Raw genomic sequence first — 22,537 nt, forward strand, 5'->3', positions numbered from 1 at the left:
GGCGTGTTAAAGTATGGCTTTTAAACGCTCAATCGCTTCTTGGCACTGTTGTAAATCAGCCACTAAAGCTAAGCGTACGTGGTTTTCACCAGGATTACCGGTTGGGGTATCACGAGATAAATAGCGCCCTGGTAAGACCTTAATATGGGCTTTTTCCATCAGCATTTTGGCAAAAGTTTCGTCATTATCGACTTTTAACCAATAGTAAAAGCCTGCATCTGGTTTTTTAAGGTCTAATAGATGCCCTAATTCTTGCTGGAAAAGTTCAAACTTTGCGCGGTATTGGATACGGTTTTCTTCAACATGTGTTTCGTCATTCCAAGCAGCAATAGAAGCCAATTGGTGTTGAACTGGCATAGCAGCGCCGTGATAGGTACGAAACTTTAAATACGGTTTTAATAGCTCCGCATCCCCGGCTACAAAACCTGAACGCATCCCTGGTAAATTAGAGCGTTTAGATAATGAGTGAAACACCACACAGTTTTTATAGTCATCACGACCGATTTCTGCACAGACTTCTAACAAACCTACAGGCGCCTGATCAAACCATAATTCTGAGTAGCACTCATCTGAGGCAATTACAAAACCATATTGATCAGAGAGCGCGATTAACTTTTTAAATTGTTCTTTAGAGAGGACAGCCCCTGTTGGATTGCCCGGTGTACATACAAATAACAAAGCTGTGTTTTGCCAAACTTCGGCAGGGACCGCATCAAAATCACCTAAATAGCCATTGTCTTCAGTAGAATTTATAAAATATGGTTTGGCCCCAGCAAGTAAGGTTGCTCCTTCATAAATTTGGTAAAACGGGTTTGGCATGACTACATAAGGTGCATCAGCGCGATTCACCAAAGCTTGTACAAAAGAAAAGATTGCCTCACGTGTACCTGATACCGGCAAAATATGGTGATCAGCACTGATGCTGTTTAAAGCAAAACGACGTGTCAGCCAATTGGCAATACTTTCGCGTAATTCTGGTAAGCCTTTACTGTTTGGATAAGTAGATAAATGCTGAAAATTTTCAATAATCGCGTGTTTGACAAACTCAGGTGCAGGGTGCTTCGGCTCACCAATTGAAAGTGGAATGAGAGGTAAATTTGCGGGTTGCACATCAGTAAATAGCTGATTTAACTTTTCAAATGGATAAGGGTGCAGTAGTGACAAACTAGAGTTCATAGAAGCGATACCGATAAGTTTAGATTAAGATTGGCTACAGACTTGATGCGAGGCTTGATCGAGCGCGGCTTTTAAGCGCTCGGCAAATACTTGAGCTTCTTCGGCACTCATGGCATGACCATCTTTTTTAGTGACAAAGAAAATATCTTCGGCACGTTCGCCCAAGGTCGCAATGCGTGCGGAATGAATGTCCAGACCTTGCATCATGAATAAACCACCCACCTTGGCCAATAAGCCAGGATGGTCAAGGGTAGAGATTTCTACCATGTTTTGTTGTAAAGCAGCGTTAAAGCTAATATCAACCGTATTTTGAATATCAAAGTGGCGTAACTGACGTGGAATGCGACGCTGCATTAAACCCGGATATTGATCGGATTGACTTAAGGCGCTGACTAAGGCCTTTACCACAGTCGCTTCACGTTCAGGGTCACTGAGTAAATTCCCAAAGCGATCAAGCACCACATAAGTGTCTAAACTAAATGAAGTACTAGCAGTAATAATCCGTGCATCTTGAACATCCAAATTCATACGATCAAGCACTGCAACCGTGGTGGCAAATAGATTGGGTTGATCTTGAGTATAGATAAAGATTTGTACTGCATCTTGGGCAGATTTACGATGTGCGCGTAATAACACCAACGGTGCTGGATTATTACCATGGCGTAAAATGGCACGAGTATGCCAAGCAATTTCATCGGCAGATTCTTTAATAAAATATTCATCGCCGAGTTCTTGCCAGACTTTTTCCACGTCCTCTAGGGCAAAGTCATTAACCAATAATTCGCTGGCGCTAAATTTGGTATCTTCAATCAGCATTTGATAATCAACTGGCCGACCAAGCCCTGAACGAATCACATCACGTGCATGGGTATAAAGTTGACGCATCAGTGATGCACGCCAAGTATTCCAAAGCGTTGGGTTAGTGGCATTGATATCGGCGACAGTCAGCGTATATAAATAGTCTAAATGTTCCATATCTCCGAGTTTTTCAGCAAACTCTTGCACCACATCGGGATCAGAAATATCTTTTTTCTGCGCAGTCATCGACATGAGTAAATGGTTTTGAATTAGCCAAGCGACTAGATTACATTCGCGCTCGGTAAAACCATGGGTACGGCAAAAATCAATGGCATCTATGGCACCAAGTTCACTGTGATCACCTCCTCGACCTTTGGCAATGTCATGGAAAATTGCAGCTAAGTAGACAATATCGCGACGCGCCAAACGTTGGAAAACTGAACTGACCACAGGAAAATCTTTGGCAAATTCAGGTTCTTTAAATCGGTTTAAATTACGAATGAGTAATAAAGTGTGTGCATCGACGGTATAAATATGAAATAGGTCATATTGCATTAACCCGGTAATTTGTCCAAAAGCGGGAATGTAGTTTCCTAATACGCCATAACGTTTCATCGCGACCAAAGTTTCGTACAAACGATAAGGCGAGCGAATGATGGACATAAACAAGGCTTGGTGTACAGGGTTATCACGGAAGTCTTGATCAATACTTTTGGCGGCTAAGGTTAATAGACGTAAGGTGCGTGCACGAATACCTTCAATTTCGGGACGGTTGGCCAGTAAGTAAAAAATTTCTAAAATAGCACTAGGATTTTCTGAGAAAATTTTATGATGCTGTACTGCAAGTTTGTTATCGACCAGCTTAAAGTTGGCATTAATATCAACAATTTGACGCTCATATTGCGGTAAACGGGGGGTGATTACTGACTCGTTAAAATATGCCAGCAACATTTCATTTAAAGTCGACACCTGCTGTGCAGTACGATAATACTGCTTCATAAATTGTTCGATAGGGTAATTGGGTGATTTACCTTCTTCACGTACAAAACCAAATTTGGCGGCAATCTCACGTTGATAATCAAATAATAAACGATTTTCATCGCGTTTAGTTAAACGATGTAAATAATGGCGAATTTCCCATAAGAAAATTTCCGCTTGTTCTAAAACTTCGAGTTCAAACTCGGAAATAAAGCCCAAATGCACTAAATCATAAATACGATTAACCCGGAAATGACGTTTAGCGATCCAACCAATTTGGTTAATATCCCGAATACCGCCGGGTGCATTTTTAATGTCGGGCTCTAAATTGCTTTCAGTATTATTGTGCTGAGCGTAACGCTTATGCTGTTCTTGCATTTTGGCATCAAAGAAGGTTTTATCGGTCCAACTTTGTGACACAATGCGCCGTGGCCATTTGGCCAAGTTTTCATTGCCATCAATTAAACGTGCTTCAATTAAACTGGTGGCCACGGTCAAATCGCTGGTGGCTTGATTGACGCAATCATGAATAGTACGAACGCTGATGCCGGGTTTGAAATTACCTACATCCCACAGCGAAGAAATAAAGGTGGAGATTTTTTGTTCATTCTCTGGGCTAATCTGATCTTCTGATAAAATCATGATATCGACATCAGAATAGGGCAGCATCTCACGGCGCCCATAGCCGCCTACAGCAAATAACCCTAAATCACTGTGTTGTAATTCAGCGTGTTGCCATAGAAACTTTAATGCTTCATCAATTAAATCGGAGCGGGTACGAATAATATCGCGAATCGAGTAACCCTGTTCTAGACACTCTTGTAACTGCTGTTCTACATCACTGCGCCATTGGTTAATGGCTTGAATATCATGGTGATCGTGGGTGTATTTGAGCAGAGGAAGCGTATTGATCATGAACAGGGTCCGTTATTATTGAAAGCTTAATTTTGTTTAACGCTGACTTGATCCGCCGCGTGTTTAGCCAATTGACGTGCTTGTTCTGTGCTCTTTGCACGTGCAGTGGCGACACCCATACGACGGCGTTGAAAGCCTTCTGGTTTACCAAACAGACGTAAGTCTGTGTCGGGATGTGCTAAAGCAAGATTTAAGCCAGAAAATGCCAGATTTTTCGCATCCACACCTGCATAAATCACCGCACTTGCTGCCACACTATGCCGCGCTGTATTAACAGGCAAACCTAAAATAGCGCGGGCATGCAATTCAAATTCACTTTGGAACTGTGATGCTAAGGTGACAAGACCGGTGTCATGCGGACGTGGTGATACTTCACTAAACCACACTTTGTCGCCTTTGACAAATAGTTCCACGCCAAAAATACCGCATCCACCTAAAGCTGTTGTGACTTTATGTGCAATCTGTTTGGCCTCATTTAAGGCGGCTTGAGTCATAGGCTGCGGTTGCCAACTTTCAACATAATCACCAGATTCTTGGCGATGACCAATCGGATCGCAGTAAGCAGTTTCAATGGCGCCCGTTTCAGGGTTTTTACTACGAACGGTAAGCAAAGTGATTTCAAAATCAAAATCAATCTGTGCCTCCACAATCACGGTACCTTGATTGACACGCCCTCCAGTTTGCGCATAGTCCCATGCCGCATCCACCTCTTCAAAAGAAGTGACGCGTGATTGGCCTTTCCCAGAAGATGACATGACGGGTTTAACAAAATTTGGATAACCAATATCGTCGCATGCTGCACGGAAGCTGTCTAAACTGCTGGCAAAACGATAAGCTGAGGTGGGTAAGCCGAGTTCTTCTGCGGCTAAGCGACGAATACCTTCACGGTTCATGGTCAGATTCACCGCTTTAGCCGATGGAATGACTGTGGCTGTGCCAGCATTTTCAATGTCAACCAATACTTCTGTGGCAATGGCTTCAATTTCAGGCACAATTAAATGAGGTTGAACTTCAGCAATTAAATTTTTTAACGCTTCAGGATCTGCCATATTTAAACTATGGCTAAAATGAGCCACTTGCATAGCAGGTGCATCAGCATAACGATCAGCAGCGTGGACTTCGACGCCTAAACGTTGCAAGGAAATCACGACTTCTTTACCCAGTTCACCAGACCCTAACAGTAAAACTTTATATGCTGAGGTTTGTAGTGGCGTACCAATAGTGATGCTCATGTGTATGATCCTTTACGATTGAGTTTTTAGCATAGCAGAACTGATGCTTTTTTTAAGGGCATAGTTAATTAAAATAATGATATTAAACAACAGATTTTTTGATAAAGATGCCATGAAAAATGCTAAAAAAAGGAGCCATAAGCTCCTTTTGATTTACACTGGGAAATAGGTATAAATTAAACCATAGGTTAACGCAGCGATTAAAGTTGCAGCGACAATTTGCCTAAATTTAAAATAAATTCCAGTCAGCACCATAAAACCAATGAGCATAGCCAAGCTTTTATTGGGTGTTTCGAGTAAGGGCGGCAAGGTGGCCACCACCAGCATTGAACTAATGGCTGCAATACCAATACTGCCTAAAGCGATTTTAAGCCACAGCGCACCACGTTTTTGCTCATCTTGTTTAAACTTTTGAATGACAAAAAATGGCCCAAAGCGCGAGGCAAAATTGGCAATACCCACTAAAATGCCCACCAGAATAATTTCAATATTCATAATGCATCTCCTTGGTGCTCCGGATCTGGTTTTTTTAACACATAATGTTTAAATAGACCTGCAACAATACCTGAACTAATACCAATAAAAATTGCAGCAGATAAATCAATGAAATAACAGGCAATCGCAGAAACAATCAGAGTCACCGCCACAATAAAGCTATGTTTGCGTTCAAAAGCTGCCAATAAGAAACTTAAGAATAAAGCAGGTAATAGAAAATCGAGCGCTGCTTGTAAAAATTGCGGCATTTGACTGACTTGATCGGCAAACATGCCGCCTAAAAACGAACCTGTTGCCCAAGACAGCCAACTACATAAGCTCAAGCCCAGCATCCATGATTCTGACCATTCTTGACGACGCTGTGACAGCTTGATCATCCCTGAAGCAAACACCTCATCGGTGAGTCCCCAAGCCCAAACCGCAGTCTTTTTTAAATTAAGTTTATTTTCAATCAAGTTATATAAGGCAGGGCCATAGAGGAGATGCCGAATATCAAGCGCAATCACGGTGAGGGCTGTCATCCAAATCGACGTGCCACTCCCGAGTAAAGCAACCACTAAAAATTGACTGGCACCCGCATACATAGAGCAGGATAAAAATAAGGCTTCCCATGCGCTAAAGCCAAATTGCGTGGCAGACACGCCAAAAGCAAAAGACACGGGTAAATAAGTCCAAATAATGGCTTGGCTATCTTTGGCGCCTTGCCAAAAGCCTGCGGGTTGCGCAGGCAATAATTGCGGTTCAGACACGACACACCTTGTGGGGGAGTGGAACTTAAAAGAAAGACGATTGAGTATTCTACGCGAATTCACTAGCATAGTGACGAAATGTTTTAAGGTGAGTCAAATGCCATTTAAATTTGTACATCTCATGGCAATGTCTATGCTATGTGGGAGCATCTTGCTACAAGGTTGTGCTCAAGATGATCAAGCCAAGCCTGAGATTAAAGCTGCACCTAAACTCAGCAACGATGCCACTGCTTATGCTGAACAAGCATGGCAACTCATCAATCAAGTTGATGGATTGGTCTATGCCAAAGAGCGCTCACGTCTTGAAAGTGAAGTCCGTTTACCAGCACGTAAGCTCAGCACTGATTGGCGCATTAACGTTAAAATGACCGATTCAGTGACCGAAGGTAAATATGCCTTATGTCGTAAAGCACTGACCAGTTTAGAGATTTGGGCACGTACGACCTTAGATAACGCGCCATCGGCTGCACAAAAGCAATTGGATTATGAGCGTGATAAAAAACAGTGTGCCAATGCACTGCAACATCCTGAATTGGGTAATACCGATCCTAAGCAAAAGGGCAATGCCGTAAACGTCTCTTAATGCTCTCTTTTCAGCTCAAGCGCAGTTGAAACTGCGCTTTTTTTGTGCTTTAAATTTTTTATTAGATTTTAAAACAATAAGTGTAGTTTTGTATGTATTATCTTAATGTGATAAATAATCTATAATAAATTTAAAATATAGCTAATTTAAATCTATAATTTCAGAATATGAGGTCAATTTGATGTTAAATAAATTGTTTTTAGCGATAAGTATAGGTACGTGTTTGGCAACTGCAAATTGAGCCAGTTTAGCGTCAAATTCTAATGAAGTTGCGCCGTGTCACAATGGCTTTGATGATGTGAATGTGTGTCAACTACGTTCATAAAGCACCGATCGTGTGCATGTGGTATAAAATTGGTGCACAGATGCTCAGCTTCCAAGCCTCAACAGTGAGGGTGTTTCTGTGCTTAGAAAAATTGTTGTACCACTACCGCTGCGCCAGCCATTAAGATGGTGCTGCCCAAGGCCAAACGCAGCAGATAGGACAGAGTATGCATTAAGCGATTGCTGCTAAATAACGACTATTGACTTCATCCCAATCAATCACTTGATAAAATGCCGCAATATATTCAGGACGGCGATTTTGATAGTGTAAATAGTATGCGTGCTCCCAGACGTCTAAAGCTAAAATCGGCGTATGGCCATGCATGAGCGGAGAGTCTTGATTGACAGAACTCTCGACTACAATTTTACGATCTGCTGTGACGGATAGCCATGCCCAACCACTGCCAAAACGTGTTAATGCCGCTCGCGTAAAAGCATCTTTAAAAGCCTCAAAACCACCCAACTGTTGCTCAATCGCTTGTGCAATCGCGTCGGTTGCTACACCACCACCTTGTGGACTCATAATGCGCCAAAACAGGCTGTGATTGGCATGACCGCCTGCATTGTTGATCACTGTGTACTTAAGTTCAGTAGGTAGCTCATCCACACGTTTGAGTAAATCTTCTACGCTCAAATTTTCCCATGGTGTGCCTTCAATGGCTGCATTAATGTTATTAATATAAGTTTGATGATGTTTAGTATGATGAATATGCATGGTTTGTGTATCAAGATAGGGTTCTAAAGCATCATAGGCATAAGCAAGGGCCGGTAATTGATAAGCCATGGTCAGTCCGTTTTAAGATAAGTTAAGCCAAAGCTTAGGATATTAAAAAAACAAAGTAAATATAATGATAATAATTATCGTTATTATTTGGTAATTGGTTGGGATTCATTAAAGCGAGTTGAGTTAGAAAAAGGACAACAACACAATAAAAAAAGCCCCATTTATGGGGCTTTTTTTATTAGTACTTAAACGTTAAAACGGAAGTGCAATACATCACCGTCTTGTACGATATAAGTCTTGCCTTCTAAACGCCATTTACCTGCTTCTTTGGCCCCGGCTTCACCGTTGTATTGTACGAAATCATCGTAAGCCACACATTCAGCACGAATAAAACCTTTTTCAAAGTCAGTGTGAATCACACCTGCTGCTTGAGGCGCAGTTGCACCAACTTTTACCGTCCAAGCGCGAACTTCTTGTACACCAGCAGTAAAGTAAGTTTGTAAGCCAAGAAGTGCATAACCGGCACGAATCACTACGTTTAGACCAGGTTCTTCCATATCCATTGCTTCTAAGAACTCAGCACGGTCTTCGTCTTCAAGCAATGAAATTTCAGCTTCAATTTGGTTGCAAAGTGGAACCACAATGGCATTTTCAGAAGCAGCTAAGGCTTTAACTGCATCAAGATGAGGGTTGTTTTCAAAACCATCTTCAGCCACGTTAGCAATGTACATGGTTGGTTTTAAAGTGAGTAAGCCAAAACCACGTACTAATTTACGTTCGTCATCATCTAAATCGGCAGCGCGGGCTGGTTTACCTTCATCAAGTAAAGGTAAGATTTTTTCTAAGACTGCTTTGGTTGCAACTGCTTCTTTGTCGCCACCTTTCGCTGATTTTGCTAAACGTGTTACTGCTTTCGTTACAGTTTCAAGGTCAGCTAAAGCAAGTTCAGTATTAATGGTTGCAATATCGTCTAATGGGTCAATTTTACCATTTACGTGAATCACGTTTTCATCTTCAAAACAACGTACCACATGTGCAATCGCATCTGTTTCACGAATGTTAGCTAAGAATTGGTTACCTAGGCCTTCACCTTTAGATGCACCTGCCACTAAACCTGCAATGTCAACAAATTCCATGGTGGTGGGAATGACACGTTGTGGGTTCACAATAGCAGTTAATTTATCAAGACGTGGGTCGGGTACTGGCACAATACCAGTGTTGGGTTCAATCGTACAAAATGGGAAGTTCTCTGCAGCAATCGCAGCTTTAGTTAATGCATTAAACAGGGTAGATTTACCAACGTTGGGTAAGCCAACAATACCACAATTAAAACCCATGAAATCACTCACAAAGTGTTATTTAAAAATTGGCGCTGATTTTACATCAAAGCCAAGCTAAAGTCATGAAATGCAACTTGCTGAAACGCTTTTCCATCGTGTGTTTGCACTTTGGTCATAAATCGCATTGTCTTTGGCTTTTATTATGGCTTAAAGTAAGACCGATTGATTTACTTGCCAATAACAGCAATTCTTGTGGAGTTTGTATGCGTACACTTTACCAGTTCCCTTTATCACATTTTTGTGAAAAAGCACGTTGGTTGCTCGATCATAAAGAACTGGATTATGTGGCACACAATTTAATTCCGGGGGTACACCGTGCTTTTACCCAACTGAAAACTGGGCAAAATAAGTTACCTATTTTAAAAGATGCTGAACATTGGATTGCAGGCAGTACTCAAATTGCCTTGCATTTGGATGAACATTATCCTGAGCATCGCTTATTGTCTTTAGAGAGCAGTTTACGTCAACATGCCTTAGACATTGATGCGCAGGCAAATGAGATGGGACGTCATGTGCGGCGCTGGGTGTTGGCACATGCCTTGCAAGGCAGCGATGAATCAGTAGAGATTTTAATGGGTGAAAAAGGCTATCTGCGTCAGTTTGAAAAATATACCAAACCTTTACTCAAAAAGTTAGTGTCTAAAGGCTACCAATTGAAAAGTAATAAGGTGGCACAATCTAAAGCAGAACTTGACCAAATCATTCCTCTTTTAAACGAGAGATTGATTGCTAATCATGGTCGATATTTGGTGGGTTCACGTTTAGGTTTAGCTGATATTGCTGTATGTAGTATGCTGGCACCCATTTTAGCTATGGCGGGCACGCCTTGGGAAACTGAACACCCTGAGGCATTTTCGGCTGAGTTCTTAGAATACCGTGACTATTTAAGCCAATTACCGCTTGGCCAATATGTCGCGCGTATCTATGCGACTGAACGCCGTGCGCGAGTCGATTGGCGTGGTATATAAGCTTTTTTAGTTTTTTTGTTGAAATAAATATCGAAAAATATCTCTTTGTTGCATAGAAAAGTGTATTTTAAAGGTGATGTATGAATTTTTTTGCGAATTTAATTTGATTTATGCAAAAAAATTTCAAAAAATCTTTTATTTTTTTAAATTTAGGAAAATAATTTAAAACGGATGTTGCTAATCTATATAGCAAGGGTGTGATGGGGATCGAAAAGAGTAACAGGCACAAACACTTATAAAGTGAAGCTGTCTTTACCCAAAAGGTCTCGATTCGACTTAGGACGCTATTGATCAGAAGTTGATAGGCACATGCTATAGGTTACAAACGTGTAGTTGTTGAAGTAAACACATTAAGTTTTCCTCAGACACCCTCAAAGATTCTACACAGCATCATCCAGTACAAGAACACAACAAACTAGGATGAGCTGATGCAACTTGACCGCTTTGATAAACAAATTCTCGAAATTCTAACCCACCAAGATGTAAACCTGAATGAACTTTCAGAGCGCATTAACTTATCGGTCAGTTCTGTGCATCGTCGCATTAAACAATTGATTGATACCAATATTATTACCCAACTCAAACGCGATTTAAACTATCAAAAATTAGGGTTTAGTTTGCATGTGTTATTGCAAGTATCTTTAAGCAAGCATGACTCAGATACTTTTGCTAAATTTTTAGAGGAACTTGAAGATATTCCAGAAGTGATCAATGCTTTTTTAGTGACAGGGCAATCAGCTGATTTTATTGTAGAAGTAGTGGCCAAAGATATGCAAAGTTACAGTGAAGTTTTATTGCAACGTATTGGTAAAATTGAGCATGTGGTGGCGCTACATTCAAGCTTTGTGATTAAAGAATATAATGTGTTTAATTGTCATGGTTTACTCAGTAAAGCTTAAGCATAAAAAAACGCGCCAAACAGCGCGTTTTTAATTCATGCTTAATGTTTAAGCATCAAGCTGTGCCAATACATCATCTGAGAATTCAACGTTGGTATAGACGTTTTGTACGTCATCTAAGTCTTCAAGCATATCAATCATTTTTAAGATTTTTTTCGCTTGTTCAACGTCAGTGATTTCAGCTTTGGTTGATGGGTTCATCACCACTTCTGCATTATCAGATTTTAAACCTGCTGCTGCAAGCGCATCTTGAACCTGACCAAAGCTTTCTGGTGTGGTAATGACTAAAATATCATCTTCAGACACTTCGATGTCTTCCGCACCTGCTTCTAATGCCACTTCCATGATTTGATCTTCTAAAGAAACATCTTCAAAAGTAATCTCACCACGTTTTGTGAACAAGAACGCCACTGAACCGTTGGTTCCTAAGTTACCATCCGTTTTTGAGAAACAATGACGAACGTCTGGTACAGTACGGTTTAAGTTATCTGTCATAGTTTCAACAATAACTGCAACACCGCCTACGCCATAACCTTCGTAAGTGACTTCTTTTAAATCAGCATTTTCTTCACCACCAACACCACGTTGAATGGCGCGGTTGATGGTGTCACGTGTCATGTTTGCGACTAATGCTTTTTCAACCACTGCACGTAAACGTGGGTTAGAGGCAGCATCCCCACCGCCTAGACGCGCTGCTGTGACAATCTCACGAATAAATTTTGTGAAAACTTTAGCGCGGCTCGCATCTTGTTTTGCTTTACGATGCTTTGTGTTCGCCCATTTGGAATGACCCGCCATGCGAATATGCTCCTTGTAGATTGGCCTTATGCCTATCAAATTGAGGTGAATTCTACCATAAGCCTTTTTTGGGGATAAAGGGCTTTACTTGTAGTTTTTGCGCATTTATACGCGAGTTTTTCGCTTAGGAATCACAATATCTAAGCCAGTGTGTTGTTTATAAAGTTTTTGCATTAATTCAAGATCATCATCTAGATTAGTAGGATAAATCTTGGCAAAAATACCACCTTGTTTGGTCAGTGAGTTGGCATACATGCACACAATAGGGACATTAGCTGCTTTCGCAATATGCCAAAAACCAGTGCGAATGGGACGACGTGCTTCACCACGCGCCGCGCGTGTTGCCTCTGGTGCAATCACCAGATTAAATTTTTCATTCTCATTAAAATATTGCACCATTTGCGGCACCACATTACCTTTGGCTTTGCGGTCTACAGCAATACCACCCATGGCCTCTAAAATGGGCTTCATTGGCCCTTTAAATAGCTCTTTTTTGATGAGGGTGTGAATTTTAATGTCGTAGATTTGAAACAGAGCAATCGAGAGCACGCCATCCATAATTGAGGTATGTTCAAAACCAACAATGACTTGTTTATCTTCTAATACATCGGGCTGGACTTCATACTGCCATCCTGAAAGTTTAAATGCTGCTTTGCCAATAAATTTCTTTAACATAGATCAATTACAGTGCTTGCTTTTAAAACAGCCGCATACTCTCTGCTTGTTTAGAAGTTGAGTCAAGTTTTGCTGTTAAAAATTGCAAATAGAAACATAAATAATTATAGACTGAGTCTTTTTATGTCTAAAAGAAAATTTATTTATATGAATAATAAATAATAAAAGACAAATTAAGTCTTAATTGACTTAAAAACTATCTTTTCATCTGTCGAAATACCCATTAGACTTTTGTCTTAGATGGAAGTGTACGCGATACTTAATCTTGTGCAACTTAGCCTCATGACGGAGTAATCTTAATGACAATATGGTCTATGCTCAGCGTGGCATTTGTGGTTTTTATGCTAGTGGTATGTTGGTCAATGCTCGAATTTTACCTTGAATCGCGTAAAGAGAAGCTTTTGAGCCGTAAAATGATCTATCCAATGCCAAAAAATAGCATTTCAATTAAACATATCGCTTAAGATGATGAACTTATAGCGGAAAAAGATTATTTTTTATATTAATACTTTTTAGGTATTAATAAATTGTTAAATCCTAAGTTCACTCCGTGGTGACTTAGGATTTTTTATGAGATTAAAAAAACTTAACTATAAAAACTTGTTGGCTTAATATGCGATTAAATGGAAAACACTTGTTTTTTCTATTTTTGTTGGTTAGTATTCTTGGCGCTAGGAAGATGTTGATATATAACATTTATAGCAATATTAGGGCCTATAGCTCAGTTGGTTAGAGCAGCGGACTCATAATCCGTTGGTCCACAGTTCAAGTCTGTGTGGGCCCACCAAATTCTTAAAAAACCTCTAAATTGATTTAGGGGTTTTTTATTGCCTAAAGTTTAATAAAGAAGCATGTCAAGCTGAATACAGCAGGGTGACATCGGGTCAGTTAAAGATTATCAATTGCGCTAAATGCCTTTATAATAGTGGCATGTTTGACTAAGTAAGTGTGCTTAGTCTGTTCTTTTTAAGTCTATTTCTCTGTTTGATTCGGCTTATCTTTTATTTACAATCTTATGTGTCCATGCCGACATATAGGACTTTAGGTACTCGCATGGAAATTAAGGTTAATTATCTCGATAACCTTCGACAAGAAGCTAAATTTGATGATTTTAGCGTTATTGCTGACCAACCGATCCGTTACAAAGGTGATGGTTCTGCACCCGGTCCATTTGACTATTTCTTAGCTTCTTCTGCTTTATGTGCAGCTTACTTTGTAAAGGTTTACTGCGCAGCGCGTGATATTCCAACCGATAATATTCGTCTATCGCAAAATAATATTGTTGATCCTGAAAACCGCTATAAACAAATTTTTAAAATTCAGGTGGAATTACCGGCTGATATTTCTGAAAAAGACCGCCAAGGCATTTTACGTTCCATTGACCGTTGTACGGTCAAAAAAGTGATTCAAACTGGCCCTGAATTTGTCATTGAAGAAGTCGAAAGCATTGATGCTGATGCCCAAGCATTGCTCATGCCAAGCCTTGCTTCTGAAAATAAAACAATTATTGCGGGTAAAGATTTACCGCTTGAAGAAACCATTGCCAATATGTCAGCGATTTTGGCTGGTTTAGGCATGAAAATTGAAATCGCATCTTGGCGTAATATTGTGCCTAACGTATGGTCGTTACATATTCGTGATGCACAATCGCCAATGTGCTTTACCAATGGTAAAGGCTCGACCAAAGAAAGTGCATTGGCATCAGCTCTAGGCGAGTTTATTGAACGTCTAAACTGTAACTTCTTCTATAATGACCAATTCTGGGGTCAAGAGATTGCCAATGCCGAATTTGTGCATTATCCAGATGAAAAGTGGTTCCAACCGGGTAGCGAGGGCGAGTTACCGGTTGAAATTTTAGATGACTACACCCGCGCTATTTATGATCCTGATGATGAATTATTAGGTACGCATTTATACGACACCAACTCAGGTAACACTGCACGTGGTATTTGCTCGTTGCCATTTGTCCGTCAATCAGATGGCAAAACCGTGTATTTCCCATCTAACTTGATTGAAAACTTATACTTATCCAATGGTATGAGTGCAGGGAACACCTTAGCTGAAGCACAAGTCCAATGTTTATCTGAAATTTTTGAACGTGCAGTGAAACGTGAAATTTTAGAAGGCGAAATTGCGCTGCCCGATGTACCACAAGAGGTTTTAAACAAATATCCAAAAATCGTGGCAGGGATTCAAGGCTTAGAAGAGCAAGGCTTCCCCGTTTTAGTCAAAGATGCATCGCTTGGCGGTCAATTCCCTGTGATGTGTGTGACCTTAATGAACCCACGTACGGGTGGTGTCTTTGCTTCATTTGGTGCACATCCAAATTTTGAAGTGGCTTTAGAGCGTAGCTTAACTGAGCTATTACAAGGGCGTAGTTTTGAAGGTCTGAATGATTTACCTCAGCCAACCTTTAGTTCAAATGCAGTCACTGAGCCAAATAACTTTGTGGAACACTTTATTGATTCAAGCGGTGTCGTGTCTTGGCGTTTCTTTAGTGCCAAAGCTGATTATGACTTTGAAGAGTGGGATTTCACCGACAATGGTCAAGCAAGCAATGCTGAAGAAGCGCAAGCGTTATTTAACATTTTGCATGACATGGACAAAGAAGTGTATATGGCAGTCTACACCCATCTAGGTGCAACGGCTTGCCGGATCTTGGTGCCGGGTTATTCTGAAATCTATTTGGTAGAAGATTTGGTTTGGGATAATACCAACAAAGCCTTATTATTCCGTGAAGACATCTTAAACTTGCATCGCCTTGATGAAGCACAGCTTGAAGCCTTGGTTGAACGCCTAGAAGAAGTTGAAGTGGATGATTACACCGAAATCAAAACCTTAACTGGGGTTGAATTTGATGATAATACTGTGTGGGGTCAGTTAACGATTTTAGAGCTTAAGCTACAGATTTATCTTGCACTACAGCAGTTTGAAGAAGCGAAAGATTTGGTTGAAGCCTTCTTACAATACAACACCAACACCGTTGAGCGCGGTTTATATTACCAATGCTTAAATGTAGTGTTAGAAGTTGAGCTAGATGATGACATGCAGCTTGACGACTACGCGTATAACTTCCGTCGTATGTTTGGTGATGAACGTATGAATGCGGCCTTAGGTGCACTTGATGGCAGCGTACGTTTCTACGGTTTAACTGAAACCAATATGCAACTTGAAGGTTTAGATCGTCATTTACGTTTAATCGATAGCTACAAAAAATTGCATGCTGCGCGTGCTAAATTTGTCGCTCAGCAATAAAACATAATCATCAGCCTATACTTGGGTATAGACTGATGGGGTAAATAGTCATGAAAGATTTTAAAGCCTTAACCTATATAGTAGATGATAACTTAGCTGATACCTTAACTTGGCTGAGTCATCATCAAGACTGTTTTGAGCGTTTTAGCTATGACTGTATTACGCAAGAATTATGCGTCGAACATGCCAATGGTATGGACATGATCCGTCAAGGCGATTATTTAAATGCCAATTATGGCATTTTAATTACTGCGCATAATTTTGCTTAAATCGCCATGGCATCAATACTTAATGCTTGCACAGAAGGTTTCGCTACTTCTTGTTGTAAACCTAATTTTTTAAACAGGGTTTGGTCTTGTGAGGTGCCTTGATTGGGGGTGGTGAGTAATTTATCGCCTGAGAAAATCGAATTGGCACCTGCCATAAAGGCCAAGGCCTGTTCTGACTCAGTTAAACTTTCCCGTCCTGCCGATAAGCGAATATAACTCTTTGGCATAATCAAACGTGCCACGGCAATGGTTCGAATCCATTCTAAAATATCGAGTTTTTCGGTATCGCCCAAAGGTGTACCTTGAATCGGTACCAATAAATTAATCGGCACTGATTCTGGATGCAGCGGTAAGGTGGCAAGTTCATGCAGTAAACCAATGCGATCTTGCACATCTTCACCTAAGCCCACAATCCCACCACTACATACTTTCATACCTGCATCGCGTACATGCTGTAGCGTATCTAAACGTTGATCAAAACTGCGTGTGCTAATCATTTTGGGATAATATTCACGTGAGGTATCTAAATTATGATTGTAATAATCCAAACCTGCATGGGCTAAACGCGTTGCTTGTGAGCTATTTAGCATCCCTAAAGTCATACAGGTTTCTAAACCTAAGGCTTTAACCCCTTGGACCAATTCTAAAACATAAGGCATATCGCGTTCGTGCGGATTACGCCACGCTGCTCCCATACAAAAACGTGTAGCACCTGATGCCTTGGCGGCTTTGGCATGTTCAAGCGCCGTGCTTACCGCCATTTTCTTTTCTGCAATAAGCTGCGTGTCATAGTGGGCGGATTGGGCACAATATTTACAATCTTCAGGACACTTACCTGTTTTGATGGAGAGCAAGGTACTGACCTGAATTGAATTGGCTTTAAAATATTGGCGATGTAAGCTTTGTGCCTGTAAAAGTAAATCTAAGAATGGTTGTTGATAAAGTGCTTCAATCTCTTGTCGTGTCCAGTCGTAACGTAAGCTCATTTTTATTCCTTTGGCATGATTTTTTTTAGCATAGCGGATAAAAAAAGCCTGCAAAGGCAAAAAATGCCAAATTTTTCGCGTATTTCGCTTGCAATTTTTAATGATAAATATGTGTAATTTACTTGCAAAGTTAACATGTTTTACGAAGTTTTCATTACAAAGTTGATTTTTGAGAAACATTAAAAAACTTTAAAAAGTTACTATATTAAAAATTTTGTCGCGAACGTGGGTTGATGTTGCTGCTTGGCAAAATGCATCAGTATAGAGCACGTTCGCTACTAAATTTAAACTTGTTTAAGCTGTTGCTGCGCTAAGGCCCAATCAATATGTACTTGCACAATCTCATCATGCTGTTCACGTTTGCTGCTTAATTGAGCCATGATCTCTGAGCTAAAAGGGGCATTGCCTAAGCCAATCGCTACATTACGCATAAAGCTTTGATAACCAGTACGACGTAAGGGGCTGCCTTCGGTATGGTTTAAAAAGGTTGCTTCATCCCATTGCCAAAAGTCTAATAAAGTTAACTGATCGAAGCCGTGACGAGGATGAAAGTCCTCAATAGGCGTGATTTTAGCAAAGCTATTCCAAGGGCAAATGAGTTGACAGTCATCGCAGCCAAAAATTCGATTGCCAATCGGGCGGCGTAGATTTTCCGGAATAATGCCTTGATATTCGATGGTGAGATAAGCGATACATTTGCCGGCATCCAACATATAAGGTTCAACAATCGCTTGAGTGGGACAGATATCAATACAGGCGCTGCAAGAACCGCAATGTTTGCTGGTTGGCTGGTCAAACGGTAAATCTAGAGAGGTAAAAAGCTCACCTAAGACAAAAAAAGAGCCGGATTTTTTATGAATCAGTAGAGTGTGTTTGCCTGTCCAGCCCATACCTGCATTTTCAGCCAAAGATTTTTCAAAAATCGGTGCAGAATCGGCAAAAGGGCGTGACTCAAATTCTCCGACACGCGCTTTAATGCGTTGCGACAGAGTTTTTAAACGACCGCGCATAATTTTATGATAGTCGCGGCCACGGGCATAACGGGCAATAATACCTTGATTGGGCGCATCAGGTACATGGCGTGGCTTGGGTGTTTCGACCAAATAGTCCATACGTACGCAAATAATACTTTTAGTACCAGGTACCAGTAAGGCAGGGTTGGCACGTTTTTGTAAATTTTCGCCTAAAAAATGCATATCGGCGTGATAACCGCGTTTTAAATATTCTTCTAAGCGTGGTAATTCGGCTTGAGCATCGGGCTTGGCAATGACACAATCAGCAAAACCAAGCGCCAGTGCTTCTGCTTTAATCCATGCTTTAAGCGCCACAGGATCGTCGTTTTGAGTGGGAATAACAGGAGAAGATGCAACAGCCATAAGGATAAAATAAGGAAAAACAATGCAGCAAGTTTATCATAGCCACGATCTTCAAGCATGGGAGCAACGTTGGTTTGCGCAAGGAAATTCATCTTATGGCTTAATGCAACAAGTGGCATGGTCAATTGCCCAACAATTACAAACTTTATTCATTGATAAAAGCTTACAGAATGTCGCCGTGTGTTGTGGTCAAGGCAATAATGCGGGTGATGGTTATTTAATTGCAAAGTATCTGCAAAATTTAGGTTTTCAGGTGCAAATTTATGCGAGTCCTTTAGGTGATGCAACTGATTTGCAGCGTGCTTATACAGAAGCAAAACAAGCCAATATTAAAATCCTGCAAGGTTTTGATTTTATAAAATCTTATGATGTTTATGTTGATGCTTTATTTGGGATTGGGCTCAATCGTGACTTAAATTTAGAGTGGCAAAGGATTGTCCAACATATCAATACCCAAGATGGCTTAAAAGTTGCCATTGATCTTCCAAGTGGTTTAAACGCCAATACAGGGCAACCTTTACCGTGTGCGATTGTGGCCGATTATACCTTTAGCATATTGGGTTTAAAGGCAGGTGTGTTTACTGGTCAAGGTAAAGCGTTTGCAGGTGTCGTGCATACGGTCGCCTTGTTGCCACCTGACTCGAAATTAAAGGCTTTAGCACAGTTGTCGCCATTACAGATTACTTTGCCTCAAAGGCAAGCCTTTGGGCATAAAGGCTGTTATGGGCATGTGTTGGTGGTGGGTGGGCATGCGGATATGGGCGGTGCGGTCATGCTGGCAGCGGAAGCAGCCTTTAGTGCAGGCGCGGGTAAAGTGACTGTTGTTTGTGATGCTAAACACCACACGGCAATTTTAGCGCGTAGCCCCAATATCATGCTACGTGATATCAATACGCTGAACACAGCCGATATTCAAAATCTTGTTGGCCAAATCGATGCGGTTTGTTTTGGCATGGGGCTTGGGCGTGATGCATGGGCAACAGAAAAATTTCAGCACTGGTTTGACCTCATCAATCAAGATGATTTAACTTTAATTTTAGATGCTGATGGGTTATGGTTTTTAGCACAACACGGCCAAACAGTCAGCCATAATACTTATTTAACCCCGCATCCAGGGGAAGCAGCCAAATTATTAAACTGTCGTGTTGTCGATGTAGAAGCAGACCGCATTGCGGCAATTTATGCCTTACAACAAAAATATGGCGGTGAGTGGGTGCTTAAAGGTGCTGGTAGCTTAATTTTAGAACAACAATTATGGATCTGTAGTGCAGGCAATCCAGGTATGGGCACAGGTGGTATGGGTGATGTGTTGGCGGGGATGATTGCCAGTTTAAAGGCGCAGTTTGGGCTACAAATTGAATTGCATCAAATTGTCACTTTACATGCCAAAGCGGGTGATCTCTTGGCAGTAAAAGGTGAGCGTGGTCTACAAGCCCAACAGATGAGTCAGGCCATTTATCGTATAATTAATGGAGAATAAGCAATGCAACAAGGATTTTATTTAACTGTAAGTGGTCAAGTGCAGGGCGTGGGGTATCGACGCTGGTTTGCCGCGCAGGCCCAAGCCAAAGGTTTACAGGGCTATGTCAAAAACTTAGCAACAGGTGAAGTTGAGGCGGTGATTATTGGTGAACAGGCGGCTGTACAAGAGATGTTAGATCAGAGTTTAGTGGGACCGACTCGCGCTCAAGTCACTTATTTACATTATCAAAGCCATGATCAAACAGACTATCACGGTTTTAATATTTTGCGTTAACGACGCCGGCTACTCGAACGACTACGTCCACGCGCCATTCCACCTAAGGCATTGAGCACGGCCATTTTGCTCATACTGCCTGAGGCATGTGCGTGACAAATTGCCGCAGCGAGTGCATCGGCAGCATCTTGTTGTGGTTTAATCTCAAGTTTTAAAATTCGCATCACCATCATTTGCACTTGTTCTTTATCGGCGGCACCATAACCCACCACCGATTGTTTGATTTGGCGTGCAGTATATTCGGCTACAGATAAATCTAAGTTGGTCAGCGCAGCAATGGCAGCACCACGTGCTTGACCGAGCTTTAAAGCAGAATCAGGGTTTTGTGCCATAAACACTTGTTCGACAGCCGCTTCTGTAGGGCCATGAAAGCGAACAATACGATCGACGCCTGCAAAAATGCGTTTTAAACGCTCTGGCATTTCTGCCGTTTCAGTACGAATCGTGCCTGCATCCACAAAGCTTAATTGTTGTCCTTCTTTTTTAATAATGCCATAGCCGGTTAAACGTGAACCCGGGTCAATCCCAATAATTAAGCTCATTGCCTTTAATCTGTTAGTGCTTTGGGGGCATTATAGGCAAAATTTACTTTTAAAATACACGTCTATGCTTAACTAGCCAAAAAACGTTCAACTGAGTTTGCAAAAAATAAATCGTCAATTGTGCTTGTAAACGCTAAAATCTCCCCCATAGAGATTAAAAGCAGGGCAATTTATGTGTCTTGCAACCAACATATTGTATTGAGATTAGATTAATTTTCATGAAATTAGCGCTTATTGTTTTAGCTGGCCTTATTCTCGAAGTCTTCGTATGGATTGGCGTGGGTGACCTCGTCGGTAGTATGTGGTACGTTTTCTTCTGGTTTGTTGCCGCATTCTTTATTGGGATTAACATGGTGCGTAAATACGCAGCAGGTGTGATGCCACAAATGCAACAAATGCAAATGGGTATGGCCATGGGCATGGCGGATCCAGCTTTAGGCGCAAACTTACCTAAAATTGCTGCAGGCTTTTTTTTACTTATTCCGGGTTTAATTACCGATGTATTGGCGGTATTAATTTTAATTCCTGCGGTACAAAACGCTTTTAAAGCAGCAGCCATGAAAGCTGTGATGAAGCGTCAGCAAACAATGATGGAAAAAATGATGGGTGGTATGGGCGCAGATCTGGGCGGTGCGGCGGGTCAAAATCCATTTGCGGATTTAATGCGTCAAATGCAAGACATGCAAGGTCAGGCAGGTTCACGTGATTCAACCATTATTGATGGTGAAGCACGAGAAGTGACCCCTGAAGCGAAACGTCTTGACCTAAAAGATGTCAATAAAAAATAAGCTTAAGCTTTAAAAGACCAAAACCGAGCCTAGAGGCTCGGTTTTTTTAGGTCTATATGCGTATAATTTTGGCATTGATTCTTTGTATAGATCTGCTATGTCCTTATTACTTACGATTAGTATGTTGCACTTTGTTGCTCAGCTGAGTCCTGGTCCTGATGTGTTACTCATTGCAAAAAGCTCAGCCTCAACGACACGTGGTAATACCTTAAAAATTATTGCGGGTATTTCACTGGGTATTGTCGTATGGGTGGTACTGACTTTGGCTGGCTTTACGGTGCTTATGCAGCAATGGCCATGGATTCAGCAAGCTTTAATGTTATTGGGAGGCTTTTTCTTAGCGAAAATGGGCTATGCCATGTTAAAAGGGGGCTTAAAAAGTCTTAATCAACACGCCAGTTTAGAAGAGGGTAGAGCTGAGCCACAGCCCAAAAACTATTTCTTACTTGGTTTACTGACCAATTTATCCAATCCTAAAACTTTAATTTATTTTAGTAGCGTATTTTCTTTGGCGCTCTCATCATCAGCCAATCACAGTATTAAAACCCAATTGGCCATTTTAATTCCGCTGCAAACCTTTTTAACCTTTGTCTTATTTATGCTGATTCTATCACTGCCCAAAATTAAGGCTTTGTATCAGCGTTCGGGCAGTTATATTGACATGATTTCTGGGGCATTGTTTTTGGTGTTTGCGCTATGGTTATGGTGGGACGCACTACAACTATTTTAGTGCGTCTTGATGGCTTGATTTTACAGCAACTGGCGTAGGTTCTGCTGCTGTTTGGCTACGTTGTTCGTTGTAACGATTAGGATTTAAGGTTGTGACGGTGTTTTCAGAACCTTGATAACGCTGACTGCGATTGGCACGTTCGCGTAAACCGCCTTTTTTAATCAGTTGAACCATAAAAGCT

Annotated in this window: 22 protein-coding genes and 1 tRNA gene; 10 read left to right on the forward strand and 13 right to left on the reverse strand. The window is 41.1% G+C overall.

Features of this window, described 5'->3' with window-relative positions:
- Window positions 1–6: 6 nt before the first annotated feature.
- The 5 genes from dapC to AC5YCD_RS02240 form a co-directional block, all read right to left on the reverse strand.
- Window positions 7–1,176, reverse strand: coding sequence for a succinyldiaminopimelate transaminase (gene dapC, locus AC5YCD_RS02220; protein WP_496128484.1), 1,170 nt, complete (start codon window positions 1,174–1,176; stop codon window positions 7–9).
- A 24-nt stretch (window positions 1,177–1,200) separates the two neighbouring features.
- A complete protein-coding gene (gene glnD / locus AC5YCD_RS02225; RefSeq protein ID WP_496128485.1) occupies window positions 1,201–3,867 on the reverse strand; it encodes a [protein-PII] uridylyltransferase in 2,667 nt (888 codons plus the stop codon).
- A gap of 26 nt (window positions 3,868–3,893) precedes the next feature.
- Entirely contained in the window at window positions 3,894–5,108 is a 1,215-nt protein-coding gene (gene purT, locus AC5YCD_RS02230) for a formate-dependent phosphoribosylglycinamide formyltransferase (RefSeq protein ID WP_496128536.1), read from the reverse strand.
- Window positions 5,109–5,252: 144 nt separating this feature from the next.
- Complete coding sequence (gene ygaH, locus AC5YCD_RS02235) at window positions 5,253–5,594, reverse strand: L-valine transporter subunit YgaH (RefSeq protein ID WP_496128486.1); 342 nt, start codon at window positions 5,592–5,594, stop codon at window positions 5,253–5,255.
- A complete protein-coding gene (locus tag AC5YCD_RS02240) occupies window positions 5,591–6,325 on the reverse strand; it encodes an AzlC family ABC transporter permease (protein ID WP_496128537.1) in 735 nt (244 codons plus the stop codon). The genes ygaH and AC5YCD_RS02240 overlap by 4 nt, the downstream gene beginning before the upstream one ends.
- A gap of 115 nt (window positions 6,326–6,440) precedes the next feature.
- On the opposite strand from AC5YCD_RS02240, the gene AC5YCD_RS02245 reads away from it, so the two are divergent.
- Window positions 6,441–6,926, forward strand: coding sequence for a hypothetical protein (locus AC5YCD_RS02245; RefSeq protein WP_496128487.1), 486 nt, complete (start codon window positions 6,441–6,443; stop codon window positions 6,924–6,926).
- Window positions 6,927–7,422: 496 nt separating this feature from the next.
- Here AC5YCD_RS02245 and AC5YCD_RS02250 read toward each other — a convergent pair whose 3' ends face one another.
- Window positions 7,423–8,034, reverse strand: coding sequence for a superoxide dismutase (locus AC5YCD_RS02250; protein ID WP_496128488.1), 612 nt, complete (start codon window positions 8,032–8,034; stop codon window positions 7,423–7,425).
- Window positions 8,035–8,219: 185 nt separating this feature from the next.
- Window positions 8,220–9,311 (reverse strand): redox-regulated ATPase YchF, encoded by a 1,092-nt coding sequence (gene ychF / locus AC5YCD_RS02255; protein WP_496128489.1) that lies wholly within the window; start codon window positions 9,309–9,311, stop codon window positions 8,220–8,222.
- A 206-nt stretch (window positions 9,312–9,517) separates the two neighbouring features.
- On the opposite strand from ychF, the gene AC5YCD_RS02260 reads away from it, so the two are divergent.
- Together AC5YCD_RS02260 and AC5YCD_RS02265 are read left to right on the forward strand one after the other, a co-directional pair.
- A complete protein-coding gene (locus AC5YCD_RS02260) occupies window positions 9,518–10,282 on the forward strand; it encodes a glutathione S-transferase family protein (RefSeq protein WP_496128490.1) in 765 nt (254 codons plus the stop codon).
- A gap of 428 nt (window positions 10,283–10,710) precedes the next feature.
- A complete protein-coding gene (locus tag AC5YCD_RS02265) occupies window positions 10,711–11,181 on the forward strand; it encodes an Lrp/AsnC family transcriptional regulator (RefSeq protein ID WP_496128491.1) in 471 nt (156 codons plus the stop codon).
- A 48-nt stretch (window positions 11,182–11,229) separates the two neighbouring features.
- Here the strand turns inward: AC5YCD_RS02265 and AC5YCD_RS02270 are convergent, their stop codons facing one another.
- On the reverse strand, window positions 11,230–11,979 hold the full coding sequence (locus tag AC5YCD_RS02270) for a YebC/PmpR family DNA-binding transcriptional regulator (protein WP_496128492.1): 750 nt from the start codon (window positions 11,977–11,979) through the stop codon (window positions 11,230–11,232).
- Window positions 11,980–12,084: 105 nt separating this feature from the next.
- A complete protein-coding gene (locus tag AC5YCD_RS02275; protein ID WP_496128493.1) occupies window positions 12,085–12,654 on the reverse strand; it encodes a 1-acyl-sn-glycerol-3-phosphate acyltransferase in 570 nt (189 codons plus the stop codon).
- A gap of 710 nt (window positions 12,655–13,364) precedes the next feature.
- Here AC5YCD_RS02275 and AC5YCD_RS02280 point away from each other — a divergent pair.
- From AC5YCD_RS02280 to AC5YCD_RS02290, 3 genes are all read left to right on the forward strand, one after another.
- Window positions 13,365–13,441: transfer RNA gene (locus AC5YCD_RS02280), tRNA-Ile, on the forward strand.
- 266 nt (window positions 13,442–13,707) lie between these two features.
- Complete coding sequence (locus AC5YCD_RS02285; protein WP_496128494.1) at window positions 13,708–15,909, forward strand: OsmC domain/YcaO domain-containing protein; 2,202 nt, start codon at window positions 13,708–13,710, stop codon at window positions 15,907–15,909.
- A gap of 50 nt (window positions 15,910–15,959) precedes the next feature.
- Entirely contained in the window at window positions 15,960–16,178 is a 219-nt protein-coding gene (locus AC5YCD_RS02290; RefSeq protein ID WP_496128495.1) for a hypothetical protein, read from the forward strand.
- Here the strand turns inward: AC5YCD_RS02290 and bioB are convergent.
- The gene (gene bioB / locus AC5YCD_RS02295; RefSeq protein WP_496128496.1) at window positions 16,175–17,164 is read right to left on the reverse strand and encodes a biotin synthase BioB; all 990 of its coding nucleotides are present in this window, start codon (window positions 17,162–17,164) and stop codon (window positions 16,175–16,177) included. The two genes, AC5YCD_RS02290 and bioB, sit on opposite strands and share 4 nt — an antisense overlap.
- A 284-nt stretch (window positions 17,165–17,448) precedes the next feature.
- A complete protein-coding gene (gene queG, locus AC5YCD_RS02300; RefSeq protein WP_496128497.1) occupies window positions 17,449–18,540 on the reverse strand; it encodes a tRNA epoxyqueuosine(34) reductase QueG in 1,092 nt (363 codons plus the stop codon).
- Between the two features lie 22 nt (window positions 18,541–18,562).
- On the opposite strand from queG, the gene AC5YCD_RS02305 reads away from it, so the two are divergent.
- Together AC5YCD_RS02305 and AC5YCD_RS02310 are read left to right on the forward strand one after the other, a co-directional pair.
- On the forward strand, window positions 18,563–20,020 hold the full coding sequence (locus AC5YCD_RS02305; protein WP_496128498.1) for an NAD(P)H-hydrate dehydratase: 1,458 nt from the start codon (window positions 18,563–18,565) through the stop codon (window positions 20,018–20,020).
- 3 nt (window positions 20,021–20,023) lie between these two features.
- The gene (locus tag AC5YCD_RS02310) at window positions 20,024–20,296 is read left to right on the forward strand and encodes an acylphosphatase (protein ID WP_496128499.1); all 273 of its coding nucleotides are present in this window, start codon (window positions 20,024–20,026) and stop codon (window positions 20,294–20,296) included.
- On the opposite strand, the gene ruvC is transcribed toward AC5YCD_RS02310, so the two are convergent.
- Window positions 20,293–20,838, reverse strand: coding sequence for a crossover junction endodeoxyribonuclease RuvC (gene ruvC / locus AC5YCD_RS02315; RefSeq protein ID WP_122898603.1), 546 nt, complete (start codon window positions 20,836–20,838; stop codon window positions 20,293–20,295). The genes AC5YCD_RS02310 and ruvC overlap by 4 nt on opposite strands.
- A gap of 218 nt (window positions 20,839–21,056) precedes the next feature.
- On the opposite strand from ruvC, the gene AC5YCD_RS02320 reads away from it, so the two are divergent.
- On the forward strand, window positions 21,057–21,626 hold the full coding sequence (locus AC5YCD_RS02320; protein ID WP_496128500.1) for an FxsA family protein: 570 nt from the start codon (window positions 21,057–21,059) through the stop codon (window positions 21,624–21,626).
- 97 nt (window positions 21,627–21,723) lie between these two features.
- Window positions 21,724–22,356 (forward strand): LysE family transporter, encoded by a 633-nt coding sequence (locus tag AC5YCD_RS02325; protein ID WP_496128501.1) that lies wholly within the window; start codon window positions 21,724–21,726, stop codon window positions 22,354–22,356.
- On the opposite strand, the gene AC5YCD_RS02330 is transcribed toward AC5YCD_RS02325, so the two are convergent.
- Window positions 22,348–22,530: a hypothetical protein gene (locus AC5YCD_RS02330; protein ID WP_496128502.1), complete on the reverse strand. Its 183-nt coding sequence runs from the start codon at window positions 22,528–22,530 to the stop codon at window positions 22,348–22,350. The genes AC5YCD_RS02325 and AC5YCD_RS02330 overlap by 9 nt on opposite strands.
- Window positions 22,531–22,537 lie beyond the last annotated feature (7 nt).

It is taken from the genome of Acinetobacter sp. CY05 (genome assembly GCF_059515805.1).